17 protein-coding genes are annotated in these 21825 nt (G+C 71.5%); 6 read left to right on the top strand and 11 right to left on the bottom strand.

What is annotated here, in order from left to right; all coding sequences use genetic code 11:
* Nucleotides 1-160: 160 nt before the first annotated feature.
* Nucleotides 161-598, bottom strand: coding sequence for an ATP-binding protein (locus ACP4J3_RS43485; protein ID WP_426542505.1), 438 nt, complete (start codon nt 596-598; stop codon nt 161-163).
* A gap of 124 nt (nt 599-722) precedes the next feature.
* Nucleotides 723-1064, bottom strand: coding sequence for an anti-sigma factor antagonist BldG (bldG, locus tag ACP4J3_RS43480; protein ID WP_003975386.1), 342 nt, complete (start codon nt 1062-1064; stop codon nt 723-725).
* Between the two features lie 83 nt (nt 1065-1147).
* Here bldG and ACP4J3_RS43475 point away from each other — a divergent pair, with 83 nt between their 5' ends.
* Nucleotides 1148-3796 (top strand): DEAD/DEAH box helicase, encoded by a 2649-nt coding sequence (locus ACP4J3_RS43475; protein ID WP_426542503.1) that lies wholly within the window; start codon nt 1148-1150, stop codon nt 3794-3796.
* A 72-nt stretch (nt 3797-3868) separates the two neighbouring features.
* Here ACP4J3_RS43475 and ACP4J3_RS43470 read toward each other — a convergent pair whose 3' ends face one another.
* From ACP4J3_RS43470 to ssd, 7 genes are all read right to left on the bottom strand, one after another.
* The gene (locus ACP4J3_RS43470) at nt 3869-4342 is read right to left on the bottom strand and encodes an Rv3654c family TadE-like protein (protein WP_426542582.1); all 474 of its coding nucleotides are present in this window, start codon (nt 4340-4342) and stop codon (nt 3869-3871) included.
* A 158-nt stretch (nt 4343-4500) separates the two neighbouring features.
* Nucleotides 4501-4902, bottom strand: coding sequence for a TadE family type IV pilus minor pilin (locus tag ACP4J3_RS43465; protein WP_426542501.1), 402 nt, complete (start codon nt 4900-4902; stop codon nt 4501-4503).
* The gene (locus ACP4J3_RS43460; protein ID WP_426542499.1) at nt 4889-5104 is read right to left on the bottom strand and encodes a DUF4244 domain-containing protein; all 216 of its coding nucleotides are present in this window, start codon (nt 5102-5104) and stop codon (nt 4889-4891) included. The genes ACP4J3_RS43465 and ACP4J3_RS43460 overlap by 14 nt, the downstream gene beginning before the upstream one ends.
* A gap of 105 nt (nt 5105-5209) precedes the next feature.
* Complete coding sequence (locus ACP4J3_RS43455) at nt 5210-6004, bottom strand: type II secretion system F family protein (protein WP_426542497.1); 795 nt, start codon at nt 6002-6004, stop codon at nt 5210-5212.
* Nucleotides 6001-6852, bottom strand: coding sequence for a type II secretion system F family protein (locus ACP4J3_RS43450; RefSeq protein WP_426542580.1), 852 nt, complete (start codon nt 6850-6852; stop codon nt 6001-6003). The genes ACP4J3_RS43455 and ACP4J3_RS43450 overlap by 4 nt, the downstream gene beginning before the upstream one ends.
* 1 nt (nt 6853) lies before the next feature.
* Entirely contained in the window at nt 6854-8173 is a 1320-nt protein-coding gene (locus tag ACP4J3_RS43445; protein ID WP_426542495.1) for a TadA family conjugal transfer-associated ATPase, read from the bottom strand.
* A 650-nt stretch (nt 8174-8823) separates the two neighbouring features.
* Nucleotides 8824-9927: a septum site-determining protein Ssd gene (gene ssd, locus ACP4J3_RS43440; RefSeq protein WP_426542493.1), complete on the bottom strand. Its 1104-nt coding sequence runs from the start codon at nt 9925-9927 to the stop codon at nt 8824-8826.
* Between the two features lie 593 nt (nt 9928-10520).
* Between ssd and ACP4J3_RS43435 the strand changes: the two genes are divergently transcribed.
* A complete protein-coding gene (locus ACP4J3_RS43435; protein ID WP_426542491.1) occupies nt 10521-11354 on the top strand; it encodes an HAD family hydrolase in 834 nt (277 codons plus the stop codon).
* Nucleotides 11355-11740: 386 nt separating this feature from the next.
* Here the strand turns inward: ACP4J3_RS43435 and ACP4J3_RS43430 are convergent, their stop codons facing one another.
* On the bottom strand, nt 11741-12613 hold the full coding sequence (locus ACP4J3_RS43430; RefSeq protein ID WP_426542489.1) for an oxidoreductase: 873 nt from the start codon (nt 12611-12613) through the stop codon (nt 11741-11743).
* 101 nt (nt 12614-12714) lie between these two features.
* Between ACP4J3_RS43430 and ACP4J3_RS43425 the strand changes: the two genes are divergently transcribed.
* Nucleotides 12715-13737 (top strand): ATP-binding protein, encoded by a 1023-nt coding sequence (locus ACP4J3_RS43425; RefSeq protein WP_426542487.1) that lies wholly within the window; start codon nt 12715-12717, stop codon nt 13735-13737.
* Here the strand turns inward: ACP4J3_RS43425 and ACP4J3_RS43420 are convergent.
* Nucleotides 13727-15037 (bottom strand): hypothetical protein, encoded by a 1311-nt coding sequence (locus tag ACP4J3_RS43420; RefSeq protein WP_426542485.1) that lies wholly within the window; start codon nt 15035-15037, stop codon nt 13727-13729. The two genes, ACP4J3_RS43425 and ACP4J3_RS43420, sit on opposite strands and share 11 nt — an antisense overlap.
* A gap of 296 nt (nt 15038-15333) precedes the next feature.
* Here ACP4J3_RS43420 and ACP4J3_RS43415 point away from each other — a divergent pair, with 296 nt between their 5' ends.
* From ACP4J3_RS43415 to nhaA, 3 genes are all read left to right on the top strand, one after another.
* A complete protein-coding gene (locus ACP4J3_RS43415) occupies nt 15334-17934 on the top strand; it encodes a SulP family inorganic anion transporter (RefSeq protein ID WP_426542483.1) in 2601 nt (866 codons plus the stop codon).
* Between the two features lie 277 nt (nt 17935-18211).
* The gene (gene acs, locus ACP4J3_RS43410; protein WP_426542481.1) at nt 18212-20170 is read left to right on the top strand and encodes an acetate--CoA ligase; all 1959 of its coding nucleotides are present in this window, start codon (nt 18212-18214) and stop codon (nt 20168-20170) included.
* A 201-nt stretch (nt 20171-20371) separates the two neighbouring features.
* Entirely contained in the window at nt 20372-21811 is a 1440-nt protein-coding gene (gene nhaA / locus ACP4J3_RS43405) for a Na+/H+ antiporter NhaA (RefSeq protein ID WP_426542479.1), read from the top strand.
* The last annotated feature ends 14 nt before the right edge of the window (nt 21812-21825 follow it).

Here is a 21825-nt window from a genome sequence, read left to right as displayed (position 1 = left end):
TCAAGTAGATCGTGAAGTTGGTCGTGAAGGAATTCACGAAATGTGTCGCACGGGGCTGGACGGGACTGGACGAGGCCACTGTAGGCCGGGCAACCGCGCCCCCGACATGCCGAAGGGCCCTACTCGGTAGGGCCCTTCGGTACAGAACAGCGGGTGGGACTCAGGAGAGCACCACGGCCGGCGGTGTGGTCGGCCAGGTCATACGGATCAGCCCACCATGCTCCCCTGCGGAGACCTCCACGTCGTCGACGAGGCCGCTGATGACCGCGAGGCCCATCTCGTCCTCCTCGGCGTCGACGTCTCCGTCGGCGCCCGCGGCGCCGGGTGCCCGCTCGCCGGGAGCGGTGCGCGGCGCCTCGTCGCCGACCTCGATGGAGAACTGTTTCTCCTCCTCGATCAGCGACACCTTCACCGGCGCCGTGATGCCGACGCTCTGGTGCAGTCCGACGGCCCGGGTGCAGGCCTCGCCGACAGCGAGCCTGACCTCGTCCAGGACGGCCTCGTCCACTCCGGCCCTGCGCGCCACCGCTGCCGCCACCAACCTGGCGGTCCTGACGTGCTCGGGCAGCGCGCTGAAGCGGAGTTCAACGGTGGCCATGCATCCCCCTCGGAACTTCGGGCGTGCTGTGCCGGGGGACCGGTCCGCCGAAAGCCCGGTCCCCCGCCTCTCTTTCAACTTCTGCCGCCCCGGGCCCGCACTGCGGCGGGCCCGGGTCCGGTGGTCAGTCGGTCGCCGCCACCGCTTCCTCGACCGAGGTGTGGATCGGGAACACCTTGGTGAGGCCGGTGATGCGGAAGATCTTGAGAATGCGCTCCTGGTTGCAGACCAGGCGCAGTGAGCCCTCATGGGCGCGCACCCGCTTCAGGCCGCCGACCAGCACGCCGAGCCCGGTGGAGTCGAGGAAGTCCACGCCCTCCATGTCGACGACGAGGTGGAAACTCCCGTCGTTCACCAGCTCGACCAACTGCTCGCGCAGCTTGGGCGCGGTATATACGTCGATTTCGCCACCGACCTCGACGACCGTACGATCGCCGACGGTACGGGTCGACAGGGACAGGTCCACGGATCCTCCAGCACCTTGCTATCGAGCGGTCGTCCCTCGGGACACCTTCGGCTTGCAGCCCCCAGGACGGTTCGCCAGCCGCGATGGCATTCAATCACTTACCGGCAGGCGTGCACGACGCCTTGGTCCCATTGTCCGTCACGCCAGTGACACACTCGGTGCCGATGGCCAAGAATCACCGATCCGATCGATCCCCGACGGGCCCCGTCTCCCGGGTGGACCCGAGCACGGTGCTGGGCCGGCTCGCCACGGGACCGAGCCGGGCTTCGCGCATCACTCATACGGAGCATGTGCCCCCGCGCGAGGGCCGCCATGCCGTCTGGCCCGACCGGATCCGCGCGGAGGTCATCGCCGCGGTGCAGACGGCCGGAATCGAACATCCCTGGGCTCACCAGGCACAAGCCGCCGAGCACGCCCTCGACGGCGACTCGGTGGTCGTCGCCACGGGCACCGCGTCCGGCAAGTCCCTGGCCTACCTCGTGCCGGTCCTCTCGACGCTTCTGGACGGCTCCGAGGCTCCCAACGGCCGCGGCGCCACCGCCCTCTACCTGGCTCCCACCAAGGCACTTGCGGCGGACCAGTGCCGTTCGGTGAAGGAACTTTCACATCCGCTGGGCAATTCCGTCCGGCCCGCTGTGTACGACGGCGATACTCCGTTCGAGGAACGGGAGTGGATCCGCCAGTACGCCAACTACGTCCTGACCAACCCCGACATGCTGCACCGCGGCATACTCCCGTCCCACCCCCGCTGGTCCTCCTTCCTGAAGGCGCTGAAGTACGTCGTCATCGACGAGTGCCACACCTACCGCGGTGTCTTCGGCTCCCACGTCGCCCAGGTCCTGCGCCGCCTGCGCCGCCTGTGCGCCCGCTACGGCGCCTCTCCCGTCTTCCTGCTGGCCTCCGCGACCGCCGCCGAGCCCGCGGTCGCCGCCCGCCGCCTCACCGGCCTCCCGGTGGTCGAGGTCGCCGACGACGCCTCCCCGCGCGGCGAACTGGTCTTCGCCCTCTGGGAGCCCCCGCTCACCGAGCTCCAGGGCGAGAAGGGCGCCCCCGTCCGCCGTACCGCCACCGCCGAGACGGCCGACCTGCTGACCGACCTCGCCGTCCAGGGCACCCGTACGGTCGCCTTCATCCGCTCCCGGCGCGGCGCCGAGCTGATCTCGGTGATCGCCCAGGAACGCCTCGCCGAGGTCGACCGCTCCCTCGCCCGGCGTGTCGCGGCCTACCGGGGCGGCTACCTCCCCGAGGAACGCCGCGCCCTGGAACAGGCCCTCCACTCCGGCGAACTGCTCGGCCTGTCCGCCACCACCGCCCTGGAACTCGGCATCGACGTCTCCGGCCTGGACGCCGTCCTGATCGCCGGTTACCCGGGCACACGCGCCTCCCTGTGGCAGCAGGCGGGCCGCGCCGGCCGCTCCGGGCAGGGGGCACTGGCCGTCCTGATCGCCCGCGACGATCCGCTGGACACCTATCTCGTCCACCATCCCGAGGCCCTGTTCGACCGTCCGGTGGAATCGACGGTCCTCGACCCCGACAACCCGTACGTCCTCGCCCCGCACCTGTGCGCCGCGGCCGCGGAGATCCCCCTGACGGAGGAGGACCTGGCGCTGTTCGGCCCCGAGACCGAGGGTTTGCTGCCGCAACTGGAGGCCGCGAAGCTGCTGCGCCGCCGCACGAAGGCCTGGCACTGGACACGCCGGGAGCGGGCCGCCGATCTGACCGACATCCGCGGTGAGGGCGGCCGCCCGGTCCAGGTCGTCGAGTCCGGGACGGGCCGGCTGCTCGGCACGGTCGACGCGGGCGCCGCGCACAGCACGGTGCACGAGGGCGCGGTGCACCTGCACCAGGGCCGCACGTATCTCGTCCGCTCCCTCGACCTGGAGGACTCGGTCGCTCTGGTCGAGGAGGCGGCCCCGCCGTATTCGACGGTCGCCCGGGACACGACGGCCATCTCCGTCCTGGAGACCGACATCGAGGTCCCCTGGGGCGACGGCCGCCTGTGCTACGGCTCCGTCGAGGTCACCAACCAAGTGGTCTCCTTCCTGCGCCGCCGGCTGATCACCGGCGAAGTACTGGGCGAGACGAAACTCGACCTCCCTCCTCGTACGCTGCGCACCCGCGCGGTGTGGTGGACGGTCACCGAGGACCAGCTCGACGAGGCCCGGATCAACCCGGAGATCCTCGGCGGCGCCCTGCACGCCGCCGAGCACGCCTCCATCGGCCTGCTGCCCCTCTTCGCGACCTGCGACCGCTGGGACATCGGCGGCGTCTCGATCCCGCTCCACCCCGACACGCTCCTCCCGACGGTCTTCGTCTACGACGGCCACCCCGGCGGCGCGGGCTTCGCGGAACGCGCCTTCCACACGGCCCGCTCCTGGCTCACGGCCACCCGCGAGGCCATCGCCTCCTGCGACTGCGACGCCGGCTGCCCGTCCTGCATCCAGTCCCCCAAGTGCGGCAACGGCAACGATCCGCTGCACAAGAGGGGGGCGGTGCGGTTGCTCGACGTGCTGTTGAAGGGGGTGGCTGAGGGGGAGGCCGGGGAGCGGGAGCGGGAGTCCAAGGAGGGGGAGGCCGGGGGGCGGGAGTCCGGGGAGGGAGAGTCCGGGGAGCGGGAGTCCAGCGAGGGTGAGGGTGCGATGTCCGCGTTGGTTGGGGAGGGGCGCGCTGTCGGGGCCGCAGGGCGGCCGGGCCTCGAAGGCTCGGTCGGCTCCGAAGAGCCGCGCGGCTAAAGGCCTGGTCGGCTCGGCGCGCCTGCACGCTCCCTCGGCTCTGCACGGCCGGGTGGCGAAGTCCCTGTCGGCTCAGGCACCCCCGCCGGTCCCCTCGACCTCGAAGGGGCCGGCGGCGAAGTCCCCCGTCAGCTCAGCCGCCCTCGCAGGCTCCGCCGGTCCCGAAGGGCCAGGCGGCGAAGTCCCCGTCGGCTCAGGCACCCCCACAGACTCCGTCGGCCCCGCAGGCCCCGCCCGTGCCCTGACCTCTGCCGCGAAGGGGCCCCGGCCCGACGCCGCCGTCACATCCGAGACCTCGCCCACCACCACGCACCGTACGAGCCGCACGCCCTGCGCCCGGGCTACCTGTTCCGCCCAGGCGCAGGCCGCCGTACCGCCCTCCTCCCAGTGATCAGCCGCCGCCAGCGCCGCGAGATCCGCACCGCCTGCCGCGCGATGCCGGGTCGCGGCGGCTTGGCCCAGGGCGAGTGCGACGCCGAAGACGACGCAGAGCACGGTGATGACACCGAGGCTCCACACGGTGGCGGAACCCCGATCGGAGCGCAGGCCGGCTGCAGGCTCAAGGGCCGCAGCCTTGCGGACCGCAGCCTTGCGGACCGCAGGCTTGCGGACCGCAGGCTCTCGGGCCGTGTGCCGACCGTCGGCCGCATCCTGCCCGGACCCGCGCCCGGAAACAGCCCTCCGGACGGTTGCGAAACCTCCCCTCATGTCCCCGCCCCCACCATCTCCTCCGCCGACGCCACGGCCTCCTCCCGCACCTCGAAGGGAAGCCCGCTCAACAGCGGCGGCTTGGCGACGACGACCACGCGGACCTGGTCCCCCTCCCGGGCGACGGTGATCGTCGATCCGCGCGGTGCCGCCTCACGGGCCACCTCGACCACCGCATCTTCCGGATCCTGCCGAGCGGCCGCACGGGCGCCCGTCCGGGCCGCGTCCACGCACTGGATCTGCGCCGCCATCACGAGCAGCCCCCACACCAGCGCCATCGCGAACATGACCAGCACGGGCAGTACGACGGCCGACTCCGCCGTCACGAACCCCCGGTCCGAGCCCCAGCCCGGCCTCCGGGCCGATCCCGGCTCCCTCTCCCGCTCACATCCGCGCATCGAGCGCCTGCTTCACGATGGCCTGCAACTCCGCGCTGACCTGCCCGCTCGTCACGACCTTGTAGAGCACTACGGCGAACGCCACCGCCGCGACGATCCCCATCGCGTACTCGGAGGTGACCATCCCCGCGTCCCCTCGCGCCGCGCGCACCCTGACCTTGCCCACCAGCGCGCGCATCCGCGCCCATACCGCCTTGTACATCTCAACCCCCGTAAGGTTCGGTCCCGTTGAAACCGGCCGTTGAATCTCTGCCTGGCTTGTCTGTCGTGGCGTGTCTGCCACGGCGTGTCTGCCGTCCTCACCCCGTCATCCGCTGCCTCCTCCCAGCACCCCGCCCGCAAGCCCGATCACGACCGGCGCCACGCCCACCGCGATGAACGCGGGCAGGAAGCACAGCCCCACCGGTGCGCTGACCATGACGGCCGCCCGTCTGGCCCGTTCCGTCGCGTTCCGCGTCCAGTCGGCGCGGGCCTCCGCGGCGAGCCGTGCAACCGGTTCGGCCGCCGGAAGCCCCGTCACATCGGCCCGTTCCAGCAACCGCGCCAGCGCCCCGACCCCGGGCATCGAGGCCAGCCGCTGCCACGCCTCGCCCGGTTCACCGCCGAGCCGCACCTCAGCCGCACCTCGCGCCAGCCCGTCCCCTACGGGACCGCCCAGGGCGTCGCCCACGGCCTGCGCCGCGATCACCGGACCGGCTCCCGCCGCGATGCAGGCCGCGAGCAGATCGGCGGCGAGCGGAAGCCGACGTGCCACCTCACCGGCGTCGACCTCCTCCGTGTCCCTGCCAACGGCTCCCTGCCGACGCCGCCACAGCCACAGCCCACCCGCGACGACCAGCCCCACCGCCGGCCCGGCGATCCCACCGACCAGCGCCCAGCCCGCGGCCCCGACCGCCACCAGGGGCAGCCACTGCCGCATGACCTGCCGGACATCGACCCGTCCTCGAATCGCCACCACGTCGCCGGTCGTCGTCATCACCCCGGCCAGCCGTCGCCGGGCCTTCCGCTCGCACCGGATCTCCGCCGACCACCGCACCAGCCACCAGACGACCGGCACCGCACCCACCGCCATCCCCAGCCTGTGGACAAACTCCGCGCTCACACCGCCTCCGCTCCCCGCACAATCCGCGTCGCCCACCACATCCCCAGCCCCTCCAGCACTCCGCCGACGACCAGGCACCCGAACCCCGCCCCGGTGTGCAGCAGCACATACAGCGGGTCGGCCCCCATGGCAGCCCCGAGCAGCAGCCCCAGGACCGGCAACCCCGCGAGCATCACCACCGTCGATCTGGCTCCGGCCAACTGAGCGCGCAGGTCGGCACGTTGGTCCCGCTCGGCGCGCAAAGCCCCCTCCAGCCGATCGAGGCCCGCCGCGAGCCCCGCGCCCTGGTCCACGGCCACCCGCCAGCACGCCGCCAGGCCCGACAGGCCCTCCGCGCCCGGCTGCCGTGCCGCGAAGGCGAGCGCGCCCGGCACATCCCCGCCGAACCTCGCCGCCGCCAGCACCGCGGACTGCGCCTCACCGAGCCCGCCGGAATCCCGTGCCGCCAGCAACAGCGCCTCACCCGGCTGCCGCCCCGCCCGCACCTCCCCGGCGAGCCCCGCGCACAGCGCGATCACCGCGGCCCCGCGACGCTCCCGCGCCCGCCGCGCCTCCCGGGCCAGCCGCACCCGCCGCAGCAACGGCACCCCGGCCGCCCCCGCGACGACCGGCAGCACCGACGACCCCAGCACGCCCAGCACCAGCCCGACGGCGAGCGCCCACCACTCGGCACGCGCCCGCGCCGACAGCCGCCGCAGTTCCCCGGCCCACCGCCGCCAGTCATGCGGCCCGGCGCCCACTGCCCCGCCGCCCGCCAGCAGCAACTGCGCTCGCCGCGCCCCGGAGTTCGGCCCGCCCAGCAAGCAGACCGCCGCGCCCAGGCACAGCACGGCCGCGCCCGCCGACATCTCATCCACTCAAATCACCGAGCCCTTCACGATCACCACGCCCCGCCACGACTCCCGCGGCCTCAGGGGCCCGACGGGACTCCGGCCCGCCGACACCCACACCCGCTGAACACCCCTCCACACCACCAGCACCAGCACCCGCGCCCACACCCGCCCGAACCGGGCCCCTGCCATCGCCCTCGCCCCGAAGCAAAACCCGCAGCCGCTCCCACCCCCGCTCGCGCACGAACGCCTCCGCGCCCCACCGCAGAGCAGGCACCGTCCGCACCAACCCCGACGGATCCCGCTCCAGCACATGCACCTCGGCGATCCGCCGACGTCCGGTCCGGTCGCGTGCGAGATGGAGTACGACCGACAGCGCGGCCGCCAGCTGGCTGTGCAGCGCGGCCCGGTCGAACCCGGCCGCCGTGCCGAGTGCCTCCAGGCGGGCCGGCACATCGGCCGCCGCGTTCGCATGGACGGTCCCGCAGCCTCCTTCGTGGCCGGTGTTCAACGCCGCCAGCAAATGGACGACTTCACTTCCGCGCACCTCGCCCACGACCAGTCGGTCCGGCCGCATCCGCAACGCCTGTCGCACCAGGTCCTCGAGGGTGACCAGCCCGGCGCCCTCCTGGTTGGCGGGTCTGCTCTCCAGCCGTACGACATGCGGGTGCTCCGGCCTGAGTTCCGCCGAGTCCTCGGCGAGCACGATCCGCTCGCCCGGCCCGACCAGCCCGAGCAACGCGCTGAGCAGCGTGGTCTTGCCGCTTCCCGTGCCGCCGCTGATGAGGAACGACAGCCGCGCGTCGAGCAGCGCGCGCAGCACCCGGTCACCGCCCGGCGGCACCGTGCCCGCCGCGACCAGCTCGTCGAGCGTGAACGCACGCGGCCGTACGACCCGCAGCGACAAGCAGGCGCAGCCGACGGCGACCGGTGGCAGCACCGCGTGCAGCCGGGTCCCGTCGGGCAGCCGGGCGTCCACCCAGGGCCGGGCGTCGTCCAGTCGCCGCCCGGCCACCGCGGCGAGGCGCTGCGCGAGGCGTCGTACGGCCGCCGCGTCCGGGAAGGACACGGACGTCAGCTCCAGGCCGCCGCCCCGGTCCACCCAGACCCGGTCCGGTGCCGACACCAGCACGTCCGTCACCGACGGGTCGGCGAGCAGCGGCTCCAGCGGTCCGCTTCCGACCAGTTCCGAGCGCAACTGCTCGGCCGCCCCGAGGACTTCGGCATCCCCCAGCACCCTGCCCTGCTGCCGCAGGGCCTGCGCCACCCGCGCGGGCGTCGGCTCGGCCCCACTCTCGGCCAGCCACTGCCGCACCCCGTCGAGCAGTTGCGACGGCATGCCCGCCCGGGCAGCCGACCCGCTCGACGCCCACCGCGCACCCGGCGGACCAGCCCACTCGACCGACCCCCACCGCACACCGTCCATCCCCGGACCGGCCGTACTCACCGCACCCTGCGCCAACCGCCGCCCGCCACCGACGTCACCAGAACCGTCCGACGCCGATCCGGCCACGCGCGTCAGCACCGCACCGCCCGACACCGACCCACTCGCGTCCGGCAAGACCGCGCCATCCGACACCGATCCACCCTCACCCGACAGCACCGCACCGCCCGACACCGATCGCGACGAACCCCCAGAAGCCCCGCTGCCAGACACCCCGCGCGGCCCGCTCACCCGCACCTCGCCGTCCGGGACCCGCCGAGCCACACGCGCACTCGCCCCACCGTCCGAAGCCGATCGAGACGCGCCCATACGCGACCCACCCCCGGACGCCCACCGAGGCACCCCCGTACGCGACCCACCCCCCGACGCCCAACGAGGCACCCGCGTACGCGCCCCACCACCCGAAGTCCCTTGAGGCCTTCCTGGACGAGACGCGCCCGAGCGCATCCCGCCCTCCACCGAGCCACCCGACCGCCGCCGCCCGCCCGACGCCCGCACCGACCCCGCCTCGCCACCGCTCACCCGCTCGCGCCCCGAAGCCGTACTCACGCCACCCTCGCTTCCAGCAGTGCCCGCTCCCAGAACTCCCGGCAGAAGCGCGCCAGCGGACCGCGCCCGGTCGCCCCGGGCGGTTCCTTGCTCTCGTGCGGTCGCAGCAGGCCCGACTCGACCGGCACCTCGCCCACCAGCGGCAGGTCCAGCAGCCGGGCGACCTCGTGGTCGTCCAGGCCGGGTGCGTGGGGTCCGCGTACGGCCACTCGCAGGTCCCGTAGGACCAGCCGGACCACGGAGGCCATCTGGCGAGCCGCGGCGACGGCGCGCAGTTCGGCGGGGACCACGAGGATCCCGACGTCGAGCTGGGCGAGGGCCTCCGCGACCCCGTCGTCGATGCGGCGGGGCAGGTCGACGACGACCGCACCGCCCCGGCGCCGGGCGGCGGCGAGCACCGCTCGCATCGCCGGCGCCGGAACGGCGAGGCTCTCGCCGCGATCCCAGCTCAGCACCCGCAGGGAGTGCAGTTTCGGCAGCGACTCCTCCAGCGCGCCGCTGCCGAGCCGCCCGCGCGAGCCGGCGAACGAGGGCCAGCGCAGCCCCTCGGCCGCCTCGCCGCCCAGCAGGACATCGAGCCCGCCGCCCAGCGGATCGGCGTCCACCAGGAGCGTGCGCAGTCCTTCACGCGCGGCCGTGACGGCGAGGGCGCACGCGAGTGTGGAGGCTCCGGCCCCGCCGCGGCCGCCGATCACGCCGACGGTGAGGGCGGGTCGGCCGACGCCCTCGGCGACGTCGGCGATGCGGTCGACCAGCCACTGTTCGCCGTCCGGCAGCATCAGGACGTGGTCGGCGCCGATCTCGACGGCCCGGCGCCAGACCCCTGCGTCGTCCTGGTCCCGCCCGACGAGCACCACTGAGCGCCTGCGTCCGGCCCCGCGCACCCGGCGGGCGGCGTCGTCGCCGACCAGGACGAGCGGCGCGGCCTCCCAGCTCCCTCTGGGCTCGGGCACCCCGTGGTGCACCTCGGGTGTCGCGCCGGCCGCGGCGCACAGGCGCAGCAGGTCGTCGAGCAGTTCGGCATCCTCCGTGACGATCAACGGCTTGCCCGGCTGCCCGGAGGCGGCGGGCTGCGGATCGTGTGTGACGGCTGCGGTCACGGTTTCCGTCCCCCTTCGCTGCATCACTCGCGCAGCCCTGCGGCCCCGCGATTCCCAAACGTGTGAAGAACCGGCGCCCGGCCTCCATATGAACGGCCGATACGAACCGGCCAAACACGCCCGACTAACCGGAACCGGCCATGAAGTCGGCTCGAGCGGGACGCGTTGGAATCACGGTGCAGCGATCCCGGAAATCGTGTGGATCTTGCTTGAAAACTGTGGACAACTCGGCGGTTGTGAATATCGCCGTCACCCAAACCGGTGACCCCCGCGACGCCCTCCGACCGACCTCAGTACGACTCCCGCAGAGCAGCGCGACGACTACGCACAGTCACGGATCATGGATGTGCCGAGCGGACGGCCGCAGCCGCCCCGTACCGGCCCCACGGCCGCGCTCGGAAAAGGAAAACCCACCCGGACATGCGACGACCCCCGCCGGGGGGGAGAGCGGGGGTCGTCTCCACGGCCGACTCGGGGGGGGAGGAGTCGGACCGGGTTAGCACGGTCGCGAACGATCCGTGACTTCCATGGTGTACCCGAGAGCCCTCTCAGGCAAACCCACGCGCCCACCTTACGCCGAATGGGCTGCGCCTATGCTCAGGGGCGTGGAAAACCACTCCTTGCCCCGCACAGCTGCCTTCTTTGACCTGGACAAGACGGTCATTGCGAAGTCGAGCACGCTCACGTTCAGCAAGTCGTTCTACCAAGGCGGTCTGATCAACCGCAGGGCCGCCTTGCGGACCGCATATGCCCAGTTCGTCTTCCGCTTGGGCGGTATGGACCATGACCAGATGGAGCGCACGCGCGAGTACCTCTCCGCGCTCGTGCGCGGCTGGAACGTCCAGCAGGTCAAGGAGCTCGTCGCCGAGACGCTCCACGACCTGATCGATCCGATCATCTACGACGAGGCCGCCTCCCTGATCGAAGAGCACCACACCGCCGGCCGCGACGTGGTGATCGTGTCCACATCGGGCGCCGAGGTGGTCGAGCCGGTCGGCGAGCTGCTCGGCGCCGACCGCGTGGTGGCCACACGCATGGTCGTGGGCGACGACGGCTGCTTCACCGGGGAGGTGGAGTACTACGCGTACGGCCCGACGAAGGCCGAGGCGATCCGGGAGCTGGCCGAGTCCGAGGGCTACGACCTCGACCGCTGTTACGCCTACAGCGACTCGGCGACCGACCTGCCGATGCTGGAGACGGTCGGACATCCGCACGCCGTGAACCCGGATCGCGCCCTGCGCCGCGAGGCTCTCGCGCGCGGGTGGCCGATTCTCGATTTCCATCGGCCGGTCCGGCTCAAGCAGCGGATCCCCTCCCTCTCCGTGCCGCCGCGACCCGCGCTCGTCGCGGCGGCGGCCATAGGGGCGGCGGCGGCCACCGCGGGCCTCGTCTGGTACGCCAGCCGACGCCGGACGGCGACAGCCTGACCTGCGCACCCGCTTTACCCGCACCTCGGCCGACAATCCGCTGCCCGTTTGAAGTGATTTGCGAGTAAAAGTAAAGAACCGTGGCGAGGCCTTCCGCTTGGTTGCGGCCTGGAGTACAAAGGACTCAACGGCCCGCGAGACCAAGGACATCCGAGAGGATCACCTTTAATACGCATTTGGCCCCACGGACCGAGCATGAACATTGGGCACCCACGCGACGTCGACCCGTCGATTACGGGCCAGCCGCACCAGGTGACGGGCAAAGTTCCCGACCTGATGGGCAACATATCGAGGACGCTTGGTAACCCGGTGAACATGCCAGCGGCGGTACGAATCCTCGTACCGCCGCAACTCATATGCGCCCACGCGCGCGTGCGCTACGCCCGCTACGCCGCCCCGCGCTGCAACGCCTCGCACACCGCCGTCGACTCGCGCGCCCCGAGCTCGATCGCCCTGCCGCAGTGCGCGATCCACGCGGCCACACCCTCGGGGGTGCCGGAGACATAGCCGTCGAGCGCCGCCAGATAGGCCGCGCGGCCCAGTTCGGCGTGGCCGACCTCGGCCGGGCAGACGGACTTCGGGTCGAGGCCGCTGCCGACCAGGACGATGCGCTCGGCCGTGCGCGCGACCAGCCCGTTGTGGGAGGTGAAGGGGCGCAGGGCGAGCAGTTCGCCGTGCACGACGGCGGCGGTCACCAGGGCGGGCGCGGAACCACCCGCCCGTCTCCCGCCACCACCCTCAACCGAGCTTCGCGCCCCTTCAATTCCGATGATCAGCTCGGACAGCCCCTCCAGCCGGCCGTGCACCTCCGCCGCGCTCGGCAGCGGCAGCTCGACCAGTGGCTCGTCGACCGGCTCGCCCTCCTGACGCGGGCGTCCGATCTGGTCCTCCCTGCCGGCCGCCGCCACCAGGTGCAGCCGGGCCAGCACCCGCAGCGGCGACTGCCGCCAGATGGACAGCAGTTGACCCGCCTCGGCCGTCAGCCGCAGGGCCGCGCCCATGACACGCGCCTCGTCGTCGCCGCTGAAGTCGCTACGCCGACGCACCTCTTCGAGCGCCCAGTCGGCGCCGGACAGCGCGGCGGAGCCGCGGGCGCCGCGCAGGGCGGCCTCGGAGGTGATCTCGTTGCTGCGGCGCCGCATGATCCGGTGCCCGTAGACCCGGTCCACCGCCTTGCGCACGGACTCCACGGACTCGGGCACCCCGGGCAGTGAACCGAGGGCCGCCAGCGGATCGGCGCTCGCACCTGTCGCACTCATGAGTACGACATTACGCACCCCGGAGCCTCCCCCCTCGATCGAGTGGCCTTCTTCACGCACACCTGACACATACAGCTACCTTCCGACTACCGTTCGTGAACATGAAAATTGCTTTCGTCGGGAAGGGCGGCAGCGGCAAGACGACCCTGTCATCCCTCTTCATCCGCCATCTCGCGGCCGCCGGCGCACCGGTCGTGGCCGTGGACGCCGACATCAACCAGCACCTGGGGGCCGCGCTCGGCCTCGACGAGGCGGAGGCCGCCGCGCTGCCCGCGATGGGCGAGCGGCTGCCGATGATCAAGGACTGTCTGCGCGGCACGAATCCACGGATCGCCTCCGCCCGGACGATGATCAAGACGACACCGCCCGGCGAGGGTTCGCGGCTGCTGCGGGTGTGCGAGGACAACCCGGTCTACGACGCCTGCGCCCGGCCGGTGGAACTCGACGGCGGCACCGTCCGTTTGATGGTCACCGGCCCCTTCACGGATTCCGATCTGGGGGTCGCCTGCTACCACTCCAAGACGGGGGCGGTGGAGCTGTTCCTGAACCACCTGGTGGACGGCCCCGGCGAATACGTCGTGGTCGACATGACGGCCGGCTCGGACTCCTTCGCCTCCGGCATGTTCACCCGCTTCGACATCACGTTCCTCGTCGCCGAGCCGACCCGGAAGGCGGTCTGCGTCTATCGCCAGTACCGCGAGTACGCCCGCGACTTCGGGGTCGTCGTGAAGGTCGTCGGCAACAAGGTGCAGGGGCAGGACGATCTCGACTTCCTCCGCGCCGAGGTCGGGGACGACCTGCTGGTGACCTTCGGGCACTCGGACTGGGTGCGCTCCATGGAGAAGGGTCGCCCGCCCCGGTTCGAGCTCCTGGAGGACGCGGGCCACCTCGCCCTGCGCCGGCTGCGCACGGCCGTGGACGCGACGTACGAGCTGCGGGACTGGGAGCGCTACACCCACCAGATGGCGCACTTCCACCTGAAGAACGCCCGGACCTGGGGAAACGAGCGCACCGGGGTCGACCTGGCGGCACAGATCGACCCCGGGTTCGTCCTCGGTGAGAACACCGTCGAAAGCCCCGCCACCCTGCCCGAGGACAACTCCCGTATGACTTCTACCGCTTGACCGCCGGCGCCCCGGGCACCCCCTTCGGGGCCGGAGCCGGATGCTTCGACAGGAAGGCGGCCCAGCCCTGCTTCGGGGCCTCGCCGACTCCCAGGGTGCGCAGCTTCTTCAGGACGGCCGGGTCCTGGGCGTCCAGCCAGTCGGCGAGCTGCCGGAAGGAGACACAGCGCACGTCGGGCTTGTTGCAGACGGCCTCGATGACCTCCTCGACGGCGCGCATATAGGTGCCGCCGTTCCAGGACTCGAAGTGGTTGCCGATGATCAGGGGCGCGCGGTTGCCGTCGTAGGCCCGGCGGAAGCCCATGAGCAGGCCGTCGCGCATCTGGTCGCCCCAGAACTCGTGCTTGTCGGGGTCGCCCTGGCTCGTGGTGCCCGACTGGTTGACCATGAAGTTGTAGTCCATGGTGAGCTGCTCGTAGGAGTGCCCGGGGAACGGCACGAGCTGCATGGACAGGTCCCACAGCCCCGCCCTCTTCGTGGGCCAGAGCTGGTTGTTGACGCCGCTGGAGTCATAGCGGAAGCCCATCTCGCGGGCGGCCTTCACGAAGTTCTTCCGGCCCTCCAGACAGGGCGTGCGGGCGCCGATCAGCTCCTTGTCGTAGTCGAAGGGCAGGGGGGCCGCCTCGGTCATCCCGGTATTGGTCTTCCAGGTTTTGACGAATCGTTTCGCCTGGGTGATCTCGTCCTTCCACTCCTCCACCGACCACTCGCCGACTCCGCCGTTGCCGCCGCAGAAGTGGCCGTTGAAGTGGGTGCCGATCTCATTGCCCTCCAGCCACGCATGGCGCAGTTGCCGCACGGTGTCGGCGATGCCCTCCTCGTCGTTGAAGCCGATGTCGGAGCGGCCCGGAGAGTGCTGCGGGGGCCGATAGAGGTCGCGTTTGTGATCCGGCAGCATGTACACGCCGCTGAGGAAGTACGTCATCGTCGCGTTGTTCGCCTTGGCGACCTTGCGGAAGTGGGAGAACAGCTTCTGGCCGTCCTCGCCGGCGCCGTCCCAGGAGAAGACCACGAACTGCGGGGGCTTCTGGCCCGGCTTCATCCGCTCGGGTCTGGGCAGATGCGGCTGCGCGCCGGTGTACGCGGTCGACCCGTCGCCGATCAGGCGGGGCGCGCTCCGGGGTGCGGGCGCCCCCGGCTTGGCCTTGTGCGGCCCGGGCGCGGCGCGCCCGGTGGCGTCCTGACCACTCGTACAGCCGGCGAGCGACGCGGCGCAGACCGCGGCGACGGCGGAGCCCGCCGCGATCCTGTGCGTCGCGGCGATGGCGCGGGGGGCGGTGGACCTGCGGGTGGCGGCCATGTTCCGTCCACCTTCTTTCCTTCTCTCGGTGCCGACAGCGCCGCAAAGGTCGCACGGAGATCGCGAAGGAATTAGTACGACAAGCCGACTAATTAACCACTTCACTCTCTAGGAGGATTTATTAGTCCATTTGCTCGGAAAAACTATTCCCTCCCTTTACTTTGCATTACGATTCGTTTACCGACTGTTACATCCCGCCGCTGCACGCCGTGCCCACACGGCCGCGACCCGACCCCTCGCCCCGAGCGGGGGACCACCAGATACGCGACCGCGCTGACCCGGAGGAGACGGGAAACATGTCAGCCTGCGTTCCCACCCGCGCCGACGAACCACATCGCAAAGAGCACGTCCACGAACCCCACAGCCCACCCCCGACCCGGCCCCGCCTTCCTCGTATCGCGGGCGCCGATGTGTCGGCCTCGATCGCGGTCTTCCTGATCGCACTCCCCCTGTCCCTGGGCATCGCCCTGGCCACCGACGCGCCCCTCCAGGCCGGCCTCGTCGCCGCCGCCGTCGGAGGACTGGTCGCCGGGCGGTTCGGCGGTGCCCCGCTCCAGGTCAGCGGCCCCGCCGCCGGACTCACCGTGGTCACCGCCGAGCTCATCCAGCGCTACGGCTGGCGCACGACCTGCGCCATCACCGTCCTCGCCGGCCTCGCCCAACTCGGCCTCGGACTCCTGCGCGTGGCGCGCGGCGCGCTCGCCGTGAGCCCCGCCATCGTGCACGGCATGCTCGCCGGCATCGGCGTCACCATCGCCGTGGCCCAGTTGCACATCGTCCTCGGCGGCACCCCGCACAGCTCGGTCCCGGACAACCTGCGCGAGCTGCCCGGCCAGTTGGCCCGCATCCATCCCGCCGCCCTGTCGGTGAGCGCGCTGACCCTCGCCCTGCTGGTGGTCTGGCCCCGGCTCCCCGGCCGGATCGGCCGCTGGCTGCGCAAGGTGCCGACCCCGCTCGTCGCCGTGGCCGCCGCCACCACGACCGCCTCGATCGCCGGGCTCCACCTGCCCAAGGTCGACCTGCCGTCCTGGAGCAGCCACGCGCTGGCCGCACTCCCCGAGGGCCCGGTGCTCGGCCTCGTCGCCGCCGTGCTCACCATCACGCTGGTGTGCAGCGTGCAGTCGCTGCTCGGCGCGGTCGCCGTGGACAAGCTGGTCGCGGGCCGACCGGAGGTCTCCGCCCACGTCGGCCGCTCCGACCTGGACCGCGAACTGCTCGGCCAGGGCGCTGCCAACGTCGTCTCCGGCGCACTCGGCGGACTGCCCATCGCCGGTGTCGCCGTGCGCAGTTCCGCGAATGTGCGAGCCGGTGCCGTCAGCCGGAACTCCACGATGCTGCACGGCGTTCTCGTAGTAGTCGCCGCGCTGCTGATGGTCCCGATCCTGGAGCTCATCCCGCTCGCCTCGCTCGCCGCCCTGGTGATGGCCGTCGGCATCCAGATGGTGTCCCTGCACCACATCCGCACGGTGACCCGCCACCGAGAGGTGCTGGTGTACGCCGTCACCACCCTCGGCGTGGTGTTCCTCGGCGTCCTGGAGGGCGTCACCCTGGGCATCGCCATGGCCGTCGGCGTCGCCCTGCACCGCCTCACCCGCACCCGGATCACGCACGACGAGAAGGAAGGAGTCCATCACGTACAGGTACGAGGACAGTTGACGTTCCTCGCGGTGCCACGGCTCAGCCGGGCCCTGCATCTCGTACCCCGGGGTGCCGACGCCGTCGTGGAGTTGGACGGCTCGTTCATGGACCACGCGGCGTACGAGTCACTGCAGGACTGGCAGAACACACACACCGCGCACGGCGGCTCCGTCGAGCTGGTCGGCCGCAAGGCCGGGGTCCGGATCGGTGAGCCGACGGGACCGGCCGGCCTGAATGCCGACGCCGGGAGATCCACGGCCGAGTCCGCCGACTGCCGCTGCCACCCCTGGACGCCCTGGCGCAACCACCAGTGCGAGATCCCCGAGACCGCAGCAGCCCCGTCCCGCGACGGGCGGCCAGAGGGAGCCCCGGCGACCGGGACCCGTGACACGGACGAGTCCGGCGCGCCCACCGACGCCCACACCGCCAACGGCACCGGCAAGCTCGACACGGCCGGCGAGTCCGGCGCACCCAGCGCCGCCGACGGCACCGTCGAGTCCCGCAGACCCGAGGACAGCCCGGCCGGTGCGGGCGGCGGCGGTGGCGCCGACGACAGCTGGCCGAGCGCGCGTCAACTGGCCCGTGGCATCAGCGCGTTCCAGCGCAACACCGCGCCCCTGGTGCGGGGCGAGCTGGCGCGGCTGGCGCGGGAGGGGCAGCAGCCCTCGCAGCTCTTCCTCACCTGCGCCGACTCACGGCTGGTCACATCGATGATCACCTCCAGTGGTCCCGGCGACCTGTTCGTGGTGCGCAATGTGGGCAACCTCGTCCCTCCCCCGGCCGACGCCGGGAGGTGCCCCCAGCCCGGCCAGGAGAGTGGGGACGACTCGGTGGCGGCCGCGATCGAGTACGCCGTGGACGTGCTCCGGGTGCGGTCGATCACGGTGTGCGGGCACTCCGGGTGCGGGGCCATGCAGGCGCTGCTCGCCTCCGAGCCCGACGGCCCGCAGACCCCGCTCAGGCGGTGGCTGCGGCATGGGCGACCGAGCCTGGAGCGGCTGTCCGACGAGAGCCGGCCCTGGGCCCGGCTCGCCGGGCGGGCACCGGCCGACGCGGTCGAGCAGCTCTGCCTGACCAACGTGGTCCAGCAGTTGGAGCATCTGCGCGCCCATGAGTCGGTGGCCCGGGCCCTGCGGGCGGGGGCGCTGGAGCTGCACGGGATGTACTTCCACGTGGGCGAGGCACAGGCGTATCTGCTCGCCGAGGGGCGCGGGGACGAGGTGTTCGATCACGTGGGGGTGGCGGACCTGTCGGTCTGACGGGCGAGAGGTGAGCGCGGCCCCGTCCGGTGCGGGGCCGCCGTGCTCCACCGGCTCCCCGTTTCGCCTGCACACGGCCCGGATGTGAAAGGGATTACACAGATGAACCGCCTCACTCCGGCATCCGTGGGAACGAATGACCCGGCACCGACAGCAGCTCGGTCCGCACCTCCGTGACAGGTCTAAACCAATTTTCCGTCGACCCTTGTCATCGGGCCCTCGGGTCTGATGAGCTGTGGCCTGGGACACAACGGACACCCTGGGAAAGGGAGATGTCGTGAGCAACGAAAGCCTGGCCAACCTGCTGAAGGAAGAGCGCAGGTTCGCACCCCCCGCCGACCTGGCCGCCAACGCCAATGTCACGGCGGAGGCGTATGAACAGGCCAAGGCTGACAGGCTCGGCTTCTGGGCCGAGCAAGCCCGCCGGCTGACCTGGGCCAAGGAGCCGGCGGAGACGCTGGACTGGTCGAACCCGCCGTTCGCGAAGTGGTTCAAGGACGGCGAGCTCAACGTCGCGTACAACTGCGTGGACCGGCATGTGGAGGCCGGGCACGGCGACCGGGTCGCCATCCACTTCGAGGGCGAGCCCGGCGACAGCCGCGCCATCACCTACGCCCAGCTCAAGGACGAGGTCGCCAAGGCCGCCAACGCCCTGCTGGAGCTGGGAGTTCAGAAGGGCGACCGGGTCGCCGTCTACATGCCGATGATCCCGGAGACGGCGGTCGCGATGCTGGCCTGCGCCCGGATCGGCGCCGCCCACTCCGTCGTCTTCGGCGGCTTCTCGGCGGACGCCCTCGCCACCCGTATCCAGGACGCGGACGCCAAGGTCGTCATCACCTCCGACGGCGGCTACCGGCGCGGCAAGCCGTCCGCGCTCAAGCCGGCCGTGGACGAGGCGATCGGCAAGGTGGACAACGTCGAGCATGTGCTCGTCGTACGGCGTACCGGCCAGGACGTCGACTGGGACGACAGCCGTGACGTGTGGTGGCACGAGATCGTCGAGCGGCAGTCCGCCGAGCACACCCCCGAGGCCTTCGAGGCCGAGCACCCGCTGTTCATCCTGTACACGTCCGGTACGACGGGGAAGCCGAAGGGCATCCTGCACACCTCCGGCGGCTACCTCACCCAGGCCGCGTACACCCACCACGCCGTCTTCGACCTCAAGCCGGAGACCGACGTCTACTGGTGCACCGCCGACGTCGGCTGGGTCACCGGCCACTCGTACATCGTGTACGGGCCGCTGGCGAACGGCGCGACGCAGGTGATGTACGAGGGCACGCCGGACACCCCGCACCAGGGCCGCTTCTGGGAGATCGTGCAGAAGTACGGGGTGACGATCCTGTACACGGCGCCCACCGCGATCCGTACGTTCATGAAGTGGGGCGACGACATCCCCGCGAAGTTCGACCTGAGCAGCCTGCGCGTCCTCGGCTCGGTCGGTGAGCCGATCAACCCCGAGGCGTGGATCTGGTACCGCAAGCACATCGGCGGCGACCGGACGCCGATCGTCGACACCTGGTGGCAGACCGAGACCGGCGCGATGATGATCTCACCGCTGCCGGGCGTCACCGAGACCAAGCCCGGATCGGCACAGCGTCCGCTGCCCGGCATCTGTGCGACCGTCGTCGACGACGAGGCGAACGAGGTGCCCAACGGCGGTGGCGGCTATCTGGTCCTGACCGAGCCGTGGCCGTCGATGCTGCGCACCATCTGGGGCGACGACCAGCGGTTCATCGACACGTACTGGTCGCGCTTCGAGGGCAAGTACTTCGCCGGTGACGGGGCGAAGAAGGACGACGACGGGGACGTCTGGCTGCTGGGCCGCGTGGACGACGTCATGCTCGTCTCCGGCCACAACATCTCCACCACCGAGGTGGAGTCGGCGCTCGTCTCCCACCCGTCGGTCGCCGAGGCCGCCGTCGTCGGTGCCACCGACGAGACCACCGGACAGGCCATCGTCGCCTTCGTGATCCTGCGCGGCACGGCGAACGCCGAGGACGAGAACCTCATCGCCGACCTGCGAGGCCACGTCGGCGCCACCCTCGGCCCGATCGCCAAGCCGAAACGGATCCTGCCGGTGGCCGAGCTGCCCAAGACCCGCTCCGGCAAGATCATGCGCCGGCTGCTGCGGGACGTAGCCGAGAACCGCCAGCTCGGGGATGTGACGACGCTGACCGACTCGACCGTCATGGACCTCATCCAGGCGAAGCTTCCGGCGGCGCCGAGCGAGGACTGAGCACGGCCGAGGGCTGAGCACAACCCCCGAGGGCACCCGGCGGCAAGCGCGCCGGGTGCCCTTCGTGTACGTACGGTGGACATCGACGGATGCACTTCCGGCCACCCTTAGGTAAGCTAAGCAAAACAAATATGTCCTCAGGTGTGCCGGGAAGTCTGGTCGGCAAGTGTTCTGTCCTACCCACCGACCGGAGGTCTCCACGTGGCTGCGCCCCGTCCCCCCGCTCCCTCCCGCAAGGCCCTAGGACGTCTTTCCCTGCCCGAGCGGAACTTCGTAGCGGACGCGCTGCGCACCGAGACGGTCGGCGGTGTCCTGCTGCTGCTCGCCGCGATCACCGCGCTGCTCTGGGCGAACATACCCGCGCTGCACGACAGCTACGAGAGCGTCAGCCACTTCCACCTCGGCCCCGAGGCCCTCGGCCTCGACCTGTCGATCGAGCACTGGGCGGCCGACGGGCTGCTCGCGATCTTCTTCTTCGTCGCCGGGATCGAGCTCAAGCGTGAGCTGGTGGCCGGCGATCTCAGAGACCCCAAGGCGGCCGTGCTGCCGGTCGTCGCCGCGGTGTGCGGGATGGCGGCGCCCGCGCTCGTCTACGTCGTGACCAATGTCACCGCGGACGGCTCACTGGCGGGCTGGGCGGTCCCGACCGCCACGGACATCGCCTTCGCCCTCGCCGTGCTCGCCGTCATCGGCACCTCCCTGCCGAGCGCCCTGCGCGCGTTCCTGCTCACGCTCGCCGTCGTCGACGACCTGTTCGCGATCCTGATCATCGCGGTCTTCTTCACCGACCAGATCAACTTCGCCGCGCTCGGCGGCGCCGTCGTCGGCCTGGGCGTGTTCTGGCTGCTGCTGCGCAAGGGCGTACGCGGGTGGTACGTGTACATCCCGCTCGCCCTGGTGATCTGGGGCCTGATGTACAACAGCGGCGTCCACGCCACCATCGCGGGCGTGGCGATGGGCCTGATGCTGCGCTGCCATCGCCACGAGGACGAGGAGCACTCCCCCGGCGAGCACATCGAGCATCTCGTACGGCCCCTGTCGGCCGGCCTGGCCGTGCCGCTGTTCGCGCTGTTCAGCGCCGGTGTGGCCATCTCCGGCGGCGCGCTGCGCGATGTGTTCACCGAGCCGGAGACGCTTGGCGTGGTCCTCGGTCTCGTGGTCGGCAAGACGGTCGGCATCTTCGGCGGCACCTGGCTGACGGTACGTTTCACCAGGGCCTCCCTCAGCGACGACCTGGAGTGGGCCGACGTGTTCGCCGTCGCCACCCTCGCCGGCATCGGCTTCACCGTCTCGCTGCTCATCGGCGAGCTCGCCTTCGAGGGCGACGCCACCCTGACCGACGAGATCAAGGCCGCCGTACTACTCGGCTCGCTCACCGCGGCGGCCCTGGCGACGGTGTTGCTGAAGATACGGAACGCCAAGTACCGCCGGATGTGCGAGGAAGAGGACCGCGACGAGGACGCCGACGGCATCCCGGACATCTACGAGCAGGACGAGCCGGAGTACCACCTTCGGATGGCCGCCATCTTCGAACACAAGGCCGCCGAGCACCGCCGCCTCGCCGAGGAGAAGGCCGCCGCACGCCACGCGCTTGCCGAAGTGGCGGGCAGGGCAGGCGAGGAGGAGCACCGTCGGGCATGATCTGACGGGACGGT

The organism is Streptomyces sp. UG1, from assembly GCF_049974585.1.
Lineage (GTDB): Bacteria > Actinomycetota > Actinomycetes > Streptomycetales > Streptomycetaceae > Streptomyces.
This window is presented reverse-complemented; position numbering and strand designations above follow the sequence as displayed.

Excerpts from the sequence above, each read along its gene's own strand:
- ACP4J3_RS43445 (WP_426542495.1), bottom strand. The coding sequence starts at position 8,173 with ATGCCGTCGCAACTGCTCGACGGGGTGCGGCAGTGGCTGGCCGAGAGT.
- ACP4J3_RS43435 (WP_426542491.1), top strand. The coding sequence starts at position 10,521 with ATGCTCAGGGGCGTGGAAAACCACTCCTTGCCCCGCACAGCTGCCTTC.
- ACP4J3_RS43430 (WP_426542489.1), bottom strand. The coding sequence starts at position 12,613 with ATGAGTGCGACAGGTGCGAGCGCCGATCCGCTGGCGGCCCTCGGTTCA.
- ACP4J3_RS43485 (WP_426542505.1), bottom strand. The coding sequence starts at position 598 with ATGGCCACCGTTGAACTCCGCTTCAGCGCGCTGCCCGAGCACGTCAGG.
- ACP4J3_RS43415 (WP_426542483.1), top strand. The coding sequence starts at position 15,334 with ATGTCAGCCTGCGTTCCCACCCGCGCCGACGAACCACATCGCAAAGAG.
- ACP4J3_RS43420 (WP_426542485.1), bottom strand. The coding sequence starts at position 15,037 with ATGGCCGCCACCCGCAGGTCCACCGCCCCCCGCGCCATCGCCGCGACG.
- ACP4J3_RS43460 (WP_426542499.1), bottom strand. The coding sequence starts at position 5,104 with ATGTACAAGGCGGTATGGGCGCGGATGCGCGCGCTGGTGGGCAAGGTC.
- ACP4J3_RS43450 (WP_426542580.1), bottom strand. The coding sequence starts at position 6,852 with ATGTCGGCGGGCGCGGCCGTGCTGTGCCTGGGCGCGGCGGTCTGCTTG.
- ACP4J3_RS43475 (WP_426542503.1), top strand. The coding sequence starts at position 1,148 with ATGGCATTCAATCACTTACCGGCAGGCGTGCACGACGCCTTGGTCCCA.
- ACP4J3_RS43425 (WP_426542487.1), top strand. The coding sequence starts at position 12,715 with ATGAAAATTGCTTTCGTCGGGAAGGGCGGCAGCGGCAAGACGACCCTG.
- ACP4J3_RS43465 (WP_426542501.1), bottom strand. The coding sequence starts at position 4,902 with ATGCGCGGATGTGAGCGGGAGAGGGAGCCGGGATCGGCCCGGAGGCCG.